Consider the following 13,279-nt stretch of genomic DNA (forward strand, 5'->3'; position numbering starts at 1 on the left):
TATATCGATGTCGTCTCTGAACGAAGAGTGCGAAACGGACGGTGGCGTCGCCACGAAAACACGCAGCGTGCCCCTTGTTTCGGTCACGGGCCTGCTGGTGTGCAGCGCCCCGCTGCTGGTGCTGACCTTTCACGGTTGGGCCAACGCCGTGCTGTTCCTGGGGGGAGTGCTGAGCGTTCTGGCCCTGGCCCGAAGCGACCTGCCGGCCACGACGCCGGGACGCTCGGATCGTCGTTGGGTACAGGCGCTGCTGCTCGCTTACATTGCCCCGATCGTGTCCGTGGCGATTGCCGCGGCCTTGCGGGGCGACGGCTATGCCGGCCAGTTCGATGCGCCATCGCGCTTCCTGATCGCCATCCCGATCTTCCTGCTCGTGCTGCGTTCCGGCTGGCCGGTGGCGCGGGTGATGCAGTGGGTGCTGCCGGCCGCGCTGATCCTCGTGTTCGCCGACATCCAGCTGGTCGGCTATGACCGCAAGTGGTACACGCCCGATGTCACCCGGGTCACGACCCATCAGGTCGATCCGCTGGTGTTCGGGTATTTCAGCATCGCCTTCGCCCTGATGTGCCTGACGTCCATTTCACCGCGCGACTGGCGCGGGGCTGGACGTTGGGGCGTGCTGCTGAAGCTGCTCGGCGTCGCGCTGGGGTTCTACCTCTCGGTCGAATCCGGATCGCGCACGGGCTGGGCCGCCGTGCCCATCGTGATCGGCATCTGGGCGTACCACCACTGGGGCAGGAGCCATCGCCTCGGGACTGCCGCGGCGATCGTGGCCGCAGTGCTGCTGCCGGTGCTTGCGTACAAGTTCAGCCCGGTGGTGGCCGAACGCGTCGACCTGGCGGTGAACGAGTTTGCGCACTACCCGTGGAACGGTGTCCTGACGCACGAGACGTCGGTGGGGTACCGCATCACTTTCCTGCGCATGGCGGCCGACCTGTTCGTCCTGCATCCCTGGGCCGGCCTTGGAGACACGTCCCACATGTCATCCGTGCCGATCGATGCATTCCCCTACGCGACCCCGCACGCCGCGGCGATGGCGTTCAAGTCCGGCTTCCACAACCAGGTGGTGAGCAATGCGGTGCGTACCGGAGCTGGCGGGTTGCTTGCGACGGCGGCGCTGATGCTGGTGCCGCTACTGGTGTGCGCACGCAGCGTCCGGCGCAGTCGGGCCGGTGAGGGAAAGGACGCCCTGATGGGCCTGGCGTACTGCACCTGTCTCGTGGTGAGCAGCCTTTCCACGGAGGTGGTGGACCTGAAGTTCGCCGCCAGCTTCTACGCGGTGATGACCGCCATTTTTTGCGGAGCCGCACTCGCTCGCACGTCATGAACAAGACCGACTACGCCATCACCTTCGCCTGCTACGGCCAGCTCGATTACACGCGGCAATGCGTCGAGAGCATGGTGCGGCATGGGACGCCCTTGGACCGGGTGGTGGTCGTCGACAACGGCTCGAAGGACGCCACGCGCGAATACCTCTACACGCTGCCGCTGGGCGGGCGCATCTACAACCAGGAGAACCTGGGCTGCGGCGTCGCATGGAACCAGGGCGCACTCGCGCTGCAGGCGGAGTGGACCATCATCATGAACAACGATGTGCTGGTCAGCGCGAACTGGGTCGAGAACCTCATCGGCGCGGCGCAGCGGCACGGACTGCGCGTCATCTCGCCGTCGCTGGTGGAAGGACCGCTCGATTACGACTTCGATGCCTTGGCCGATCGCGCGAGCCGCACGATGCGCGATGCGGTGCGCGTGGGCTGGTGCCATGCCGTGTGCCTCGCCGTGCACAAGTCGGTGTGGCTCGATATCGGCTACTTCCAGCCCGTGCCGAAGCTGCTGGGCTACGAGGACACGCTGTTCTTCCACGAGATGGAGAAAAGCCGCATCACCGGGGGCACGACGGGTGCCTCGTGGCTGCATCACTTCGGATCGATCACGCAGACCGCGATGAAGCAGGAGCGGGGACTTGCCGCGAAGGACGGTCTGGGCTATCGCTACAACTACCGGCTGCTGCGCAAATCGTGGCTGCAGCGCAAGCTGGACAAGGCGGCGCGAAACCGGCAGCTGCGGGCGTGGCGCGATGGGGAACTCGCGAAGTACGGCATGAGCATGCACGGCCGCACGCAGGAAGGAAGCATCGCCTGGGCCTAGGAGCCGGGCGGTACCTTCCATTGGGCGGCATTCTGGATTTCGACGGCCTTCACGTACCGGTAGAAGGTCTGCTCGAAATAGGCGAAGGCGATCACGAAACCCGCCCACCCGTCCAGGACGCCCAGCTTGAAGACGTAGTGCTTCACGAACGCCCACCAGCCGTGGGCGAACGCCGCGCCCATCGACGTGCGCCCGCGGTCCAGCACCCGCTGCGCGCTCAGCGTGGAATAGCGATTGGCCTTGTGCATGACCTCGCCCATGTCCTTGAACGGGAACTGCCAGATCGCCGATTTCAGCTTGCCGAGCGGACGCGACGGGTCCGCGAGCACGTAGCCCTCGTGCACCGGCTTGTCGTCGTAGTGCATGCGGCCCGCACGGAAGAGCTGCGGCTGGCGGTAGTTGGGATACCACCCCGAGTGGCGCACCCAGCGGCCCATGAACCAGTTGCGTCGCGGCACGAGATAGGCGTCCGCGCTGTTCGGGTCGGCGATGATCGCACTGATCTCGCGCTGGACCTCGGGCGTGCAGCGCTCGTCGGCATCGAGGCTGAAGATCCACTTGTGGCTGCAGGCCTCGATGGCGGCGTTGCGCAGCTTGCCGAAGCCTTCGAACTTCACCTGGACGACACGCGCGCCGAGCTTCGCGGCGACCTCCTGCGTGCCATCCGTGCTCCAGGAATCGACCAGCACAATCTCGTCCGCCCAGCCTCGCACGCCCTCGATCGTGGCGGCGACTTTCTCGACTTCGTTGTACGCAATAATGTAGACGGAGAGCTTGCTCATCAGTGTGCGCGAGGAGGCGCCAATGTCCCCGCTGGGAGGTGCGGCATTGTAGCTTCGCGCAACTTTTTCACATCCACAAAGACTAAGCCCTATGCAAGAAACTCAGCTGTGGCGCCGACGATCGTTCGCGGCGCTGGTCGGCGGCCTCGCGGTCGCACCTGCAATCGCTCAGTTCCGTGTCGAAGTCACCGGGGTCGGCCTCACCCAGGTTCCCATCGCGATCGCCCCGTTCCGCGGCCAGGACCAGGCGCCGCAGAAGATCGCCGCCATCGTGCAGGCGGACCTCGAGCGCAGTGGGCAGTTCCGCGTGGTGGACGGCAGCGGTGCGAACCTCGACGAAACCAGCCGCCCGGACCTGGCACCGTGGCGCCAGCGCAGCGCCGATTCGCTGGCCGTCGGCAGCATCTCCCGCCTGGCGGACGGCCGCTGGGACGTGCGCTTCCGCCTGTGGGACGTGGTGAAGGGCCAGGACCTCGGCGGACAAAGCCATGCGGTCGCCGCCGGCGACCTGCGCCTGGCGGCGCACCGCATCGCGGACTACATCTACGAGAAACTCACGGGCGACAAGGGCGTCTTCGCCACGCGCATCGCGTACGTCACGAAGGCCGGCAACCGCTACAACCTGTGGATCGCCGATTCCGACGGCGAGAACGCGCAGTCGGCGCTGGCCAGCAACGAGCCCATCATTTCGCCGGCTTGGTCGCCCAACGGCGGGCAGGTCGCGTACGTCTCGTTCGAATCGCGCAAGCCGGTCGTGTACGTGCACGACGTCGCCAGCGGCCGGCGCCGGCTGATCGCCAACTTCCGCGGCAGCAACAGCGCGCCGGCGTGGTCGCCGGACGGAAGGTCGCTTGCGGTGACGCTCAGCCGTGATGGCGGCTCGCAGCTCTACACGATCTCCGCCGATGGCGGCGAGCCGCGGCGCCTGACGCAGTCCCAGGGCATCGACACCGAGCCGGCCTACTCGCCGGACGGCAAGTACATCTACTTCACCAGCGACCGGGGCGGCGCGCCGCAGATCTATCGCATGCCCGCCGGCGGCGGCAGCCCCGAGCGGGTGACGTTTACCGGCACTTACAACGTGTCGCCGGCCGTGAGCCACGACGGGCGCTGGCTCGCTTTCGTGTCGCGCATCAACGGGCAGTTCAAGCTCCACGTGATGGACCTGGCCGGCGGGACGGCCACGTCCATCACCGACACCACGGCCGACGAGAGCCCGTCGTTCGCGCCCAACAGCCGCATGATCGTCTACGCCACGCGGCAGGGGGGGCGCGAGGCGCTCATGACCACCACGCTGGATGGCAAGATCAAGGCGCGACTGGCCGGGCAGGGTGGCGACATCCGCGAGCCGGACTGGGGCCCGTTCCAGAAATAGAATTGCACAAATGTATCGTCCCACAAGGAGTTTCCGAATGATCAAGAACAGTCTCGCCGCCCTGCTGGTGGCCGCCGCCGCGCTCGCGGGTTGTTCCAGCACCCCGCTGAACGACGTGCCGGTGGAAAACAAGGCCGCCCAGCCCACCGGGCAGCAGCCGGCTCCGCAGAGCCAGGTGGCGCCCGTGACCGCGGGTGCGGACCAGGCCACCGCGCAGGGCCCGCGCAACGTGGCGCGCATCATCTACTTCGACTTCGACAGCAACGCGATCAAGCCGGAGTACCAGTCCATCATCGACGGCCATGCGCGCTTCCTGAAGTCCAATCCGGGCCGCCACATCTTCATCGAGGGCCACACCGACGAGCGCGGCAGCCGCGAATACAACCTGGCGCTCGGCCAGCGCCGTGCCGAGGCCGTGCGCAACGCCCTCAAGCTGCTGGGCGTGCAGGACAACCAGGTCGAAGCCGTGAGCTTCGGCAAGGAAAAGCCGGTCGATCCCGCCAGCAACGAGGAAGCGTGGGCCAAGAACCGCCGCGCCGAGATCGTGTACCGCTGATGGAAGCGCGCATGCCCCGCTTCCTTTCCGCCCGCGCCCTGGCCGCGGCCGCGTTCGCGGCGTTGGCACTCGCGGCGTCCGGCGGCGCATCGGCCGCGCTGTTCGAGGACGAAGACGCGCGCAAGGCCATCCTCGACCTGCGCCAGCGGCTGGAAATGCAGCGGCAAGACCAGCAGCGGCAGCTCGACCAGTCGACGGCGGACATCCGCCGCAGCCTGCTCGAACTGCAGCAGCAGATCGAGGCGCTGCGCCAGGAGATCGCACGCCTGAACGGCGCCAACGAGCAGCTCACGCGCGATGTGGCGGACCTGCAGCGGCGCCAGAAGGACATCGCGCAGGGGGTGGACGAACGGCTGCGCAAGTTCGAGCCGTCCAAGGTCACGGTGGACGGCAAGGAGTTCATCGCCGATCCGCAGGAATCGAACACCTACGAGGCGGCGCTCGCCACCTTCCGCAAGGGCGACTTCCCGGGCGCGCAGGCCCAGTTCGCCGATTTCATCAAGCGCTACCCGCAAAGCGGCTTCCGGCCGACGGCGCTGTTCTGGCTGGGCAATGCGCAGTACGCCAACCGCGACTACCGCGGGGCGATCGCGAATTTCCGCGAGCTGCTGAACTCCGCCCCCGACCACGCACGCGCGCCCGAGGCGCTGCTGTCGATCGCCAATTGCCAGATCGAGCTCAAGGACAACGCCGGCGCGCGCCGCACGCTGGACCAGCTCGCGAAGACTTATCCGCAGTCCGAGGCGGCGGTGGCGGCGAAGGAAAGGCTGCAGCGGCTGCGGTGACGACTGCAGTGACAATCGCGGGGTGACCCACCTCGACGAATCCGCCGACCTGAAACGCCGCTTCGGCGGGCTCGAGCGCCTGTACGGCATCGACGGGGCAGCGGCCATCCGCGCGGCGCACGTCGCGGTGGTCGGCGTCGGCGGCGTGGGCTCCTGGGCGGCGGAAGCGCTGGCGCGCAGCGCCGTCGGCGAAATCACGCTGGTCGACCTCGACCATGTGGCCGAATCGAACATCAACCGGCAAGTCCACGCGCTGGACATCACGCTCGGGCAAGCCAAGGTCGAGGCCATGCGCGAGCGCATCGCCCGCATCAACCCGGGCTGCGTCGTGCACGCCGTGGACGAGTTCGCCGGCCCCGACAACTGGCCGCAGCTGCTGCCCGCGGGCGTCACGGCGGTGATCGATGCCTGCGACCAGGTGAAAGCCAAGCTGGCGATGGCCGCCTGGGCGCTGCACACGAAGACGCTGTTCATCGCCTGCGGGGCGGCCGGCGGCAAGCGGCTCGCGCACCAGGTGGAGGTGGATGACCTCGCGAGCACCACGCACGACCCGCTGCTCGCCCAGGTGCGCCAGCGCCTGCGCAAGTTCCATGGCGCGCCACGCGAGGGCAAACGCATCGGCGTCGACTGTGTTTTCAGCCGCGAGGCCGTGGCGCCGCCGGACCCGTCGTGCAACATCGAGGGGGACGGTTCGCTCAATTGCCACGGCTACGGGTCCGTCGTGAGCGTGACGGCGACTTTCGGCCAATGCGCGGCCGGTTGGCTGCTCGACCGCATCGCGTCCCGAAAACGGTTCAGCAAGACGATATAATTGCGGGCTTTGCTGCACGCGCAATGCGTGCAGCAGCGGCAGAAGGCGGGACGTTAGCTCAGTTGGTAGAGCAGCGGACTTTTAATCCGTTGGTCACAAGTTCGAATCTTGTACGTCCTACCAGTCCTTCCGCGTTCACCCATGGGCCCGCCATCGACAAGAGAGCGGGCCTTCGTTTTTGGCGCACATCAGTAGGCGGGAGCGGGCGCTGGGGCCGGAGCCGGAGTAGGCGCTGGAGCCGGAGCTGGAGCTGGAGCGGAAGCGGGGTTCTCAGCGGGTGTCGCGGGCCCGGGCGCCGGAGCACTGCTCATGGAGCCTCCGTCGCCGCCTCCGCCGCAGGCCGGCGTGAGGAGCGCGAGGGCGCTCGCGAACAGGCTGGATAACAGATGCAGTCTCGACATCGTGCTCTCCTTGGAATGTGCAAGGACGAACACCTTCCATGCCCCGATCCAATGTAGGACAAGCGCTGCAGGCGCCAGTGGACGCGTTCCTACGCCAGCTGCCTCCGGCATTGATATGGACACGCGCAGCGCGATAGCGTCCAGCCTCTTGCGTCGGGTGGGGCCGGGCGGACAATCGCCCAACTACTCGCACCAAGCGGGGGGAGGGAGGAACACCATGGACATCCGTTGGACCGCACTGGTCTTGGCGGGCTTGCTGCTGGTTTCCTGGACATGGACGCGCCCCAACACGGAGTTCACCGAGCTCGGGGGCGGCCTCCTGATGCGCACGGACGGCTCGGTGATCGGCGCCTGGGAGCTGCCCGGCGCCGACGGGGGCGCGAACGCTTTCGATGCTCCCGAGCCCACGGTTGCCATGCAGGTGCCGCAGCGGGGCGTCTGGCGCACGCGCTTTGATCGCGGCTGGTAAGCCGCCGCCGTAGGACGGCGCAGAACAACCGCGTAGGGGCGCTGCGCCCAGTCTGACTTTCGCGTTAGCGCGCCCCCCACACGAAGAGTCGAAGCTCGCTCCGGCGATCTCGCGCGCGTGCATGGAATCATCGCGCGCATGACCGTGAAGAAGACGGATCCGCGAGAAGCCCTGGTCGATCGCCGGGCCTGGCAGGATGCCGATGCCGTGATCGAGCTGGTGGAGACCGGCGGGCAGCGCACGCTGCTCACGCGCTCCCAGGCGCGCGTGCCGGCCTGGCAGGTGCGTCGCTGGCTGCGGGTCGGTCAGTTGCCGGCGGCGCGCGGTGCAAACGCGCGCGTGCTGCAGGCGTTCATGTCCGCCGACGGGCAGATGTTCTATCCGGAAGAAGTGCCCTCCGCGGCCGAGGCACCGTGAGCTGCGCCTCGCGCGCCACGCGCACGCAATCCTTGATGTGTTCCTCACCGAGGTAGCGCACGGCGCTGTAGCCCAGCACTGCCGACACCGCCTGGCCTGCGATCGGCACGTACTTCGCGGCTTGCTGGACCGTCAGGCGTTTGCCCACTGCCTGCGCCATGCGCACGACCAGGTCGCGCGTGACGAAGCGCCCGACGACCAGCGAGCCGACCACGGCCAGCGCCTTCTGCACCTGTTCACGCTGGACCTGCGGCAGTTGCTCGATCTGCTGCGGCGTCAACCCGAACTCCTGGTTGATCGCCGGGATCAGGCGCGACATCAGCGCCGCGTCGATGGCCCAGTCCAGGCCCGGCACCGGCACCGTGCTCGCGGCCGCGGCGACGAGCGCCCGCCGGTTCAACAGCCTGCGGCAGCGGCGCACCGCCTCGAGCAGCGCGGTGTCGCCTTCGGCGAGTTGCAGGGCGGTGGGCATGACGGCTTCACGCCATCTTATCGAGCTCTTCGTGCAGTTCGAGCCAGCGTTCTTCCAGCGTGTGCAACTCGTCGTTCACGCCCTTCAGCAGGCGGCCGGCTTCGGCCAGCTCGGCCGGTGCGCTGAGGGTCACGAGGCGGGCCTCGAGGTTCTCGCGCTGGGTGTTCAGCTCGGCCATGCGCCTTTCCGACTGCTCGAGCTCGCGCTTGAGCGGTTTCGCGCGCGACAGGTCGGGTTTGCGCGGCGGCACCGGCGTGGGGGCCGGGGCGGCTGCCTGCTTCGCCTGTTCGCGCTGGCGCTTCGCTTCGTCGAGCAGGAACTGCTGGTAGTCGTCCAGGTCGCCATCGAAGGGCTGCACGGCGCCGCGCGCCACCAGCCAGAACTCGTCGCACACCGCGCGAAGCAACGCGCGATCATGGCTGACCAGCATCACCGTGCCTTCGAACTCGTTCAGGGCCATGGCCAGCGCCTCGCGCGTGGCCAGGTCCAGGTGGTTGGTCGGCTCATCGAGCAGCAGCAGGTTGGGGCGCTGCCACACCATCATCGCCAGCACCAGGCGGGCCTTCTCGCCGCCGCTCATGGTGCCGACGGCCTGCTTCACCATGTCACCCGTGAAATTGAAGGTGCCGAGGAAATTGCGCAACTCCTGCTCGCGCGCCGCATTGCCGCCGTCGGCGAGCTCGCGCGCGAGCTGCGTCATGTGCTCGAGCGGCGTGTCCTGCGGACGCAGCACGTCGAGCTCCTGCTGGGCGAAGTAGCCGATGGTCAGGCCCTTGCCTTCCGTGATCGTGCCGCCCAGCGCCGAAATGTCGCGCGCGATCGACTTCACCAGCGTCGACTTGCCCTGGCCGTTCGCGCCGAGGATGCCGATGCGCTGGCCGGCGAGCACGCTGCGGTTGACGTTGCGCAGCACCACCCTGTCCGCGTAGCCGAACTCGCCGTCGGCGATCGCGAGCATCGGGTTCGGCAGGTTGGCCGGCTCCTTGAACTCGAAGGTGAATTCCGCGTCGGCCAGCACCGGCGCGATCTTCTCCATGCGCTCGAGCGCCTTCACGCGGCTCTGCGCCTGCTTGGCCTTGGTCGCCTTGGCCTTGAAGCGGTCGATGAACTTCTGCAGGTGCGCGATCTTTTCCTGCTGCTTTTCGAACGAGGCCTGCTGCAGGGCGATCTGCTGCGCGCGCAGCGTTTCGAACGCGCTGTAGTTGCCGCCGTAACGCGTGAGCTGCTGGCGCTCGATGTGCACCGTGACGCCGGTGACGGCATCGAGGAATTCGCGGTCGTGGCTGATGACGATCAGCGTGCCCGCGTATTTCTTCAGCCACGACTCCAGCCACACCAGTGCATCGAGGTCCAGGTGGTTGGTCGGCTCGTCCAGCAGCAGCAGGTCCGAGGGGCACATCAGGGCCCGCGCCAGCTGCAGCCGCATGCGCCAGCCGCCCGAGAAGCTGTTCACCGGGTTGTCGAGTTCCGCCACCTTGAAGCCCAGGCCCAGGATCAGCGATTGGGCGCGCGGCGCCGCGTCGTGTTCGCCCGCATCGGCGAGGTCCGAATGCGCGTGCGCGATGGCCATGCCGTCGCCGCTCTCCTCGGCCCGGGCGAGTGCCGCGCGCAGTTCCATCAGGCGCGTGTCGCCTGCCAGCACGAAATCGGTGGCCGACTCCTGCGTGTCGGGCATGTCCTGGGCGACCTGCGCCAGGCGCCACTGGGATGGCATCGAGAAGTCCCCGCTGTCCTCGTGCAGCGTGCCGTCGACCAGGCGGAACAGGCTGGACTTGCCCGCGCCGTTGCGGCCGACCAGGCCGACTTTCTCGCCCGGGTTGATCACGAGCGAGACGTTGTCCAGGAGGACCTTGACGCCGCGGCGCAAGGTCAGGTTCTTGAGGGTGATCACAGTTTGTCGCGCGTCAGCAGCAGGACCTGGTCCTCGCCCGCGCTCGTCTCCAGCCAGACACATTCCAGCTTCGGGAATGCGCGCTCGAAATTTTCGCGCTCGTTGCCGATCTCCAGCACCAGCACGCCGTGCTCGCTCAGGTGCGCGGGCGCGTCGCGCAGGAGCTGGCGGATGAAATCCATGCCGTCCGCGCCACCGGCCAAGGCGAGCCGCGGCTCGGCCCGAAACTCATCGGGCAGCTGCGCCATGCTCTGCGCGTTGACGTACGGCGGGTTGCACAGGATCAGGTCGTACGGTCCCGCGACGGACCTCAGTCCATCGGATTCGACCAGCCGCACGCGGCCGGCCAGCTGGCGCCTGTCGACGTTGACCTTCGCGACCTCCAGCGCATCGCGCGAAATGTCCGCCGCGTCCACGTCGATGTCCGGATACGCCATGGCCGCGAGCACCGCCAGGCTGCCGTTGCCGGTGCACAGGTCGAGCACGCGCTTCGTCTCGTCGGACAACCACGCATCGATGGTCCCATCGGCGATCAGCTCGGCGATGAAGCTGCGCGGCACGATCGCACGCTCGTCGACATAGAAAGGCACGCCTTGCAGCCAGGCTTCGCGCGTGAGATAGGCCGCAGGCTTGCGGGTGGCGATCCGCTCCGTGACGAGCTCTTCCACCGTGGCCTGCTGTTGCGGCGAAACGGCCATCGCGGCGACGCCGTCGAGGTCGTCCAGGGGCATGCCGAGCTGCCACAGCACCAACCAGGCCGCCTCGTCGAACGCGTTCGTCGTGCCGTGGCCGAATGCCACGCCAGCGCCGGCGAGCCGGGCGGCGCTCGCCTCGACCAGTTCGATCACCGTCATGTCGCCTGGGAGTCGAGGTTTTCGATCGTCCGCCGGTAGATGTTCTTCAGCGGCTCGATGTCCGCCACGCGCACGTGTTCGTCGATCTTGTGGATGCTCGCGTTGACCGGGCCGAACTCGATCACCTGCGGGCAGATGCGCGAGATGAAGCGGCCGTCGCTGGTGCCCCCCGTGGTCGAGAGCTCGGTCTCCACGCCCGTTTCCGCGCGAATGCCCCGCTGGATCGCCCCGACCAGCTCGCCCGGGGTGGTAAGGAAGGGCAGGCCGCCCAGTACCCAGGCGATGTCGTAATCGAGGCCGTGCTTGTCCAGCACTTCATGGACGCGCTTCTGCAGGCCCTCGGGGGTGGACTGCGTCGAATAGCGGAAGTTGAAGTCGATCACCACGCTGCCCGGAATCACGTTCGTTGCGCCCGTACCGCCGTGGATGTTGCTCATCTGCCAGCTGGTGGGCGGGAAAAACTCGTTGCCGCGGTCCCATTCGATCGCTGCCAGCTCGGTCAAGGCCGGCACCGCCAGGTGGACCGGGTTCTTCGCGAGCTGCGGGTAGGCGATGTGGCCTTGCACGCCCTTGACGGTGAGCCTGGCGGAAAGCGAGCCGCGGCGGCCGTTCTTGATCATGTCGCCGAGCTTTTCCACCGAAGTCGGCTCGCCGACGATGCACCAGTCGAGCCGCTCCTTGCGTTCCTTCAGCTTCTCGCAAACGACGACGGTGCCGTCGACGCTCGGGCCTTCCTCGTCGCTGGTGATGAGCAGGGCCAGCGAGACCTGCGGATCGGGATGGGCCGCCAGGAACTCCTCGACCGCGACGACGAAAGCCGCGATCGAGGTCTTCATGTCGGCCGCGCCGCGCCCGTAGAGCAGGCCATCGCGGTGGGAGGGTGTGAACGGGTCGCTGGTCCACTGCTCGAGCGGGCCCGTGGGCACGACATCCGTGTGGCCGGCGAACACCAGGGTACGGGGTGACTTGCCGGGGCGCCTGGCCCACAGGTTCGTGACTCGGAATTCCGGCGGGCCGCTCGCGATGGTTTCGCAGGCGAAGCCCAGCGGCCTCAGGCGCGCGGCGAGGATCTCCTGGCAGCCGTCATCCTGCGGCGTGACGGAACGCCGCGAGATGAGCTGTTCGGTGAGGTGCAGCGCACGCGTCAATGTTTGATGTCCAACGTGATTTCGGTGAAGGAGGGCTCGTCCTGCAGGTCTTCCTCGGACGCGCCTTCCTCGACCCGCTCGGCATCCTTGCCCGCGAAGTCGTTCTGCAGGCGCCATTGCAGGTTGGTCGGTGAGTCGGCGTAGGCCAGGCCTTCCTTCCTGTCCACGATACCTTCGATGATCAGGCGCGCGATGTCCTGCTCGAAGGTCTGCGAGCCTTCGGCCATCGACTTTTCCATCGCTTCCTTGACGCCCGAGAAGTCGCCCTTTTCGATCAGCTCGGCGACGAGCTTCGTGTTGAGCATGACCTCCACCGCCGGCGCGCGGCCGCCGTGCACCGTGCGCAGCAGGCGCTGCGAGACGATCGCCTTCATCGCGGCCGCCAGGTCGCCCAGCATGGTCGAGCGCACTTCCACGGGGTAGAACGACAGGATCCGGTTCAGCGCCTGGTAGCTGTTGTTGGCGTGCATGGTCGCCAGGCACAGGTGACCTGACTGCGCATAGGCGATCGCGGCGGACATGGTCTCGCGGTCGCGGATTTCGCCGACCAGGATCACGTCGGGCGCCTGGCGCAGGGCGTTCTTCAGCGCCATCTGCATGGACTGCGTGTCGGTGCCGACCTCGCGCTGGTTGACGACCGACTTCTTGTTCTTGAACAGGAATTCGACCGGGTCCTCGATCGTCAGGATGTGGCCGGAGACGCGCTCGTTGCGGAAATCCATCATGGACGCGAGCGTGGTGCTCTTGCCGGCGCCGGTGGCGCCCACCATCAGCAGCAGGCCGCGCTTTTCCATGATCAGGTCACCCAGGATCATGGGCACCGCCAGGCTTTCCAGCGGCGGGATCTCGGTGGTGATGAAGCGGATCACCGCGGCATAGGTGCCGCGCTGGCGCATCGCCGAGAAGCGGAAGTTGCCCACGCCGTCGATCGCCTGGGCCATGTTCAGCTCGCCCGTGTCCTCGAGTTCCTGGATGCGCCGGGGCGGCAGCACCTCCGCGAGCAGCGCCTTGGGCGCATCGGGCGGCAGGAGCTGGTTGTTGATCGGCAGGCACTGCCCGTTGATCTTGATCAGCGCCGGCGCGTGCGCCGACAGGTACACGTCCGACGCCTTCTTTTCCCCCATCAGCCGGAGGATCTTCTCCATCGTGCTCATACCGCTCCTTCCGTCC

At 67.4% G+C, this 13,279-nt stretch carries 14 protein-coding genes and 1 tRNA gene; 9 read left to right on the top strand and 6 right to left on the bottom strand.

The window, feature by feature from the left end; translation table 11 throughout:
* Nucleotides 1-7: 7 nt before the first annotated feature.
* Entirely contained in the window at nt 8-1,327 is a 1,320-nt protein-coding gene (locus AC3EF3_RS09235; RefSeq protein WP_488531858.1) for an O-antigen ligase family protein, read from the top strand.
* Nucleotides 1,324-2,148 (top strand): glycosyltransferase family 2 protein, encoded by an 825-nt coding sequence (locus AC3EF3_RS09240; RefSeq protein ID WP_488531859.1) that lies wholly within the window; start codon nt 1,324-1,326, stop codon nt 2,146-2,148. The genes AC3EF3_RS09235 and AC3EF3_RS09240 overlap by 4 nt, the downstream gene beginning before the upstream one ends.
* Here the strand turns inward: AC3EF3_RS09240 and AC3EF3_RS09245 are convergent.
* The gene (locus tag AC3EF3_RS09245; RefSeq protein WP_488531860.1) at nt 2,145-2,930 is read right to left on the bottom strand and encodes a glycosyltransferase family 2 protein; all 786 of its coding nucleotides are present in this window, start codon (nt 2,928-2,930) and stop codon (nt 2,145-2,147) included. The genes AC3EF3_RS09240 and AC3EF3_RS09245 overlap by 4 nt on opposite strands.
* A gap of 91 nt (nt 2,931-3,021) precedes the next feature.
* On the opposite strand from AC3EF3_RS09245, the gene tolB reads away from it, so the two are divergent.
* The 7 genes from tolB (at nt 3,022) to AC3EF3_RS09280 (ending at nt 7,744) form a co-directional block, all read left to right on the top strand.
* Complete coding sequence (gene tolB / locus AC3EF3_RS09250; protein ID WP_488531861.1) at nt 3,022-4,305, top strand: Tol-Pal system beta propeller repeat protein TolB; 1,284 nt, start codon at nt 3,022-3,024, stop codon at nt 4,303-4,305.
* A gap of 37 nt (nt 4,306-4,342) precedes the next feature.
* Entirely contained in the window at nt 4,343-4,861 is a 519-nt protein-coding gene (gene pal / locus AC3EF3_RS09255; protein WP_488531862.1) for a peptidoglycan-associated lipoprotein Pal, read from the top strand.
* Nucleotides 4,862-4,872: 11 nt separating this feature from the next.
* Nucleotides 4,873-5,646, top strand: coding sequence for a tol-pal system protein YbgF (ybgF, locus tag AC3EF3_RS09260; protein ID WP_488531863.1), 774 nt, complete (start codon nt 4,873-4,875; stop codon nt 5,644-5,646).
* Between the two features lie 22 nt (nt 5,647-5,668).
* A complete protein-coding gene (locus AC3EF3_RS09265; protein WP_488531864.1) occupies nt 5,669-6,457 on the top strand; it encodes a tRNA threonylcarbamoyladenosine dehydratase in 789 nt (262 codons plus the stop codon).
* 47 nt (nt 6,458-6,504) lie between these two features.
* A tRNA-Lys gene (locus AC3EF3_RS09270) sits at nt 6,505-6,580 on the top strand.
* A 495-nt stretch (nt 6,581-7,075) separates the two neighbouring features.
* A complete protein-coding gene (locus AC3EF3_RS09275) occupies nt 7,076-7,327 on the top strand; it encodes a hypothetical protein (RefSeq protein WP_488531865.1) in 252 nt (83 codons plus the stop codon).
* A gap of 138 nt (nt 7,328-7,465) precedes the next feature.
* A complete protein-coding gene (locus AC3EF3_RS09280) occupies nt 7,466-7,744 on the top strand; it encodes a hypothetical protein (RefSeq protein ID WP_488531866.1) in 279 nt (92 codons plus the stop codon).
* Here AC3EF3_RS09280 and AC3EF3_RS09285 read toward each other — a convergent pair.
* From AC3EF3_RS09285 to AC3EF3_RS09305, 5 genes are read right to left on the bottom strand one after another with little or no spacing between them, the layout of a single operon-like run.
* Nucleotides 7,680-8,216 carry a hypothetical protein gene (locus tag AC3EF3_RS09285; protein WP_488531867.1) on the bottom strand — a complete coding sequence of 179 codons (537 nt, stop codon included), beginning with the start codon at nt 8,214-8,216 and terminating at the stop codon, nt 7,680-7,682. The two genes, AC3EF3_RS09280 and AC3EF3_RS09285, sit on opposite strands and share 65 nt — an antisense overlap.
* Nucleotides 8,217-8,223: 7 nt before the next feature.
* Nucleotides 8,224-10,107 carry an ABC-F family ATP-binding cassette domain-containing protein gene (locus AC3EF3_RS09290; RefSeq protein WP_488531868.1) on the bottom strand — a complete coding sequence of 628 codons (1,884 nt, stop codon included), beginning with the start codon at nt 10,105-10,107 and terminating at the stop codon, nt 8,224-8,226.
* Nucleotides 10,104-10,961 (bottom strand): 50S ribosomal protein L3 N(5)-glutamine methyltransferase, encoded by an 858-nt coding sequence (prmB, locus tag AC3EF3_RS09295; RefSeq protein WP_488531869.1) that lies wholly within the window; start codon nt 10,959-10,961, stop codon nt 10,104-10,106. Before prmB ends, AC3EF3_RS09290 begins: the two co-directional genes overlap by 4 nt.
* Nucleotides 10,958-12,109: a succinyl-diaminopimelate desuccinylase gene (dapE, locus tag AC3EF3_RS09300; protein WP_488531870.1), complete on the bottom strand. Its 1,152-nt coding sequence runs from the start codon at nt 12,107-12,109 to the stop codon at nt 10,958-10,960. The genes prmB and dapE overlap by 4 nt, the downstream gene beginning before the upstream one ends.
* Nucleotides 12,106-13,263, bottom strand: a complete 1,158-nt coding sequence (locus tag AC3EF3_RS09305; protein ID WP_488531871.1) for a PilT/PilU family type 4a pilus ATPase — start codon at nt 13,261-13,263, stop codon at nt 12,106-12,108. The genes dapE and AC3EF3_RS09305 overlap by 4 nt, the downstream gene beginning before the upstream one ends.
* Between the last annotated feature and the right edge of the window lie 16 nt (nt 13,264-13,279).

The organism is Ramlibacter sp. GS1-15 (genome assembly GCF_057785015.1).

What these genes read in the sequence shown, in the direction of transcription:
- prmB (WP_488531869.1), bottom strand. Translation starts at nt 10,961, where the DNA reads ATGACGGTGATCGAACTGGTCGAGGCGAGCGCCGCCCGGCTCGCCGGC.
- AC3EF3_RS09285 (WP_488531867.1), bottom strand. Translation starts at nt 8,216, where the DNA reads ATGCCCACCGCCCTGCAACTCGCCGAAGGCGACACCGCGCTGCTCGAG.
- AC3EF3_RS09245 (WP_488531860.1), bottom strand. Translation starts at nt 2,930, where the DNA reads ATGAGCAAGCTCTCCGTCTACATTATTGCGTACAACGAAGTCGAGAAA.
- pal (WP_488531862.1), top strand. Translation starts at nt 4,343, where the DNA reads ATGATCAAGAACAGTCTCGCCGCCCTGCTGGTGGCCGCCGCCGCGCTC.
- AC3EF3_RS09305 (WP_488531871.1), bottom strand. Translation starts at nt 13,263, where the DNA reads ATGAGCACGATGGAGAAGATCCTCCGGCTGATGGGGGAAAAGAAGGCG.
- AC3EF3_RS09275 (WP_488531865.1), top strand. Translation starts at nt 7,076, where the DNA reads ATGGACATCCGTTGGACCGCACTGGTCTTGGCGGGCTTGCTGCTGGTT.
- tolB (WP_488531861.1), top strand. Translation starts at nt 3,022, where the DNA reads ATGCAAGAAACTCAGCTGTGGCGCCGACGATCGTTCGCGGCGCTGGTC.
- AC3EF3_RS09235 (WP_488531858.1), top strand. Translation starts at nt 8, where the DNA reads ATGTCGTCTCTGAACGAAGAGTGCGAAACGGACGGTGGCGTCGCCACG.
- ybgF (WP_488531863.1), top strand. Translation starts at nt 4,873, where the DNA reads ATGCCCCGCTTCCTTTCCGCCCGCGCCCTGGCCGCGGCCGCGTTCGCG.
- AC3EF3_RS09280 (WP_488531866.1), top strand. Translation starts at nt 7,466, where the DNA reads ATGACCGTGAAGAAGACGGATCCGCGAGAAGCCCTGGTCGATCGCCGG.
- AC3EF3_RS09240 (WP_488531859.1), top strand. Translation starts at nt 1,324, where the DNA reads ATGAACAAGACCGACTACGCCATCACCTTCGCCTGCTACGGCCAGCTC.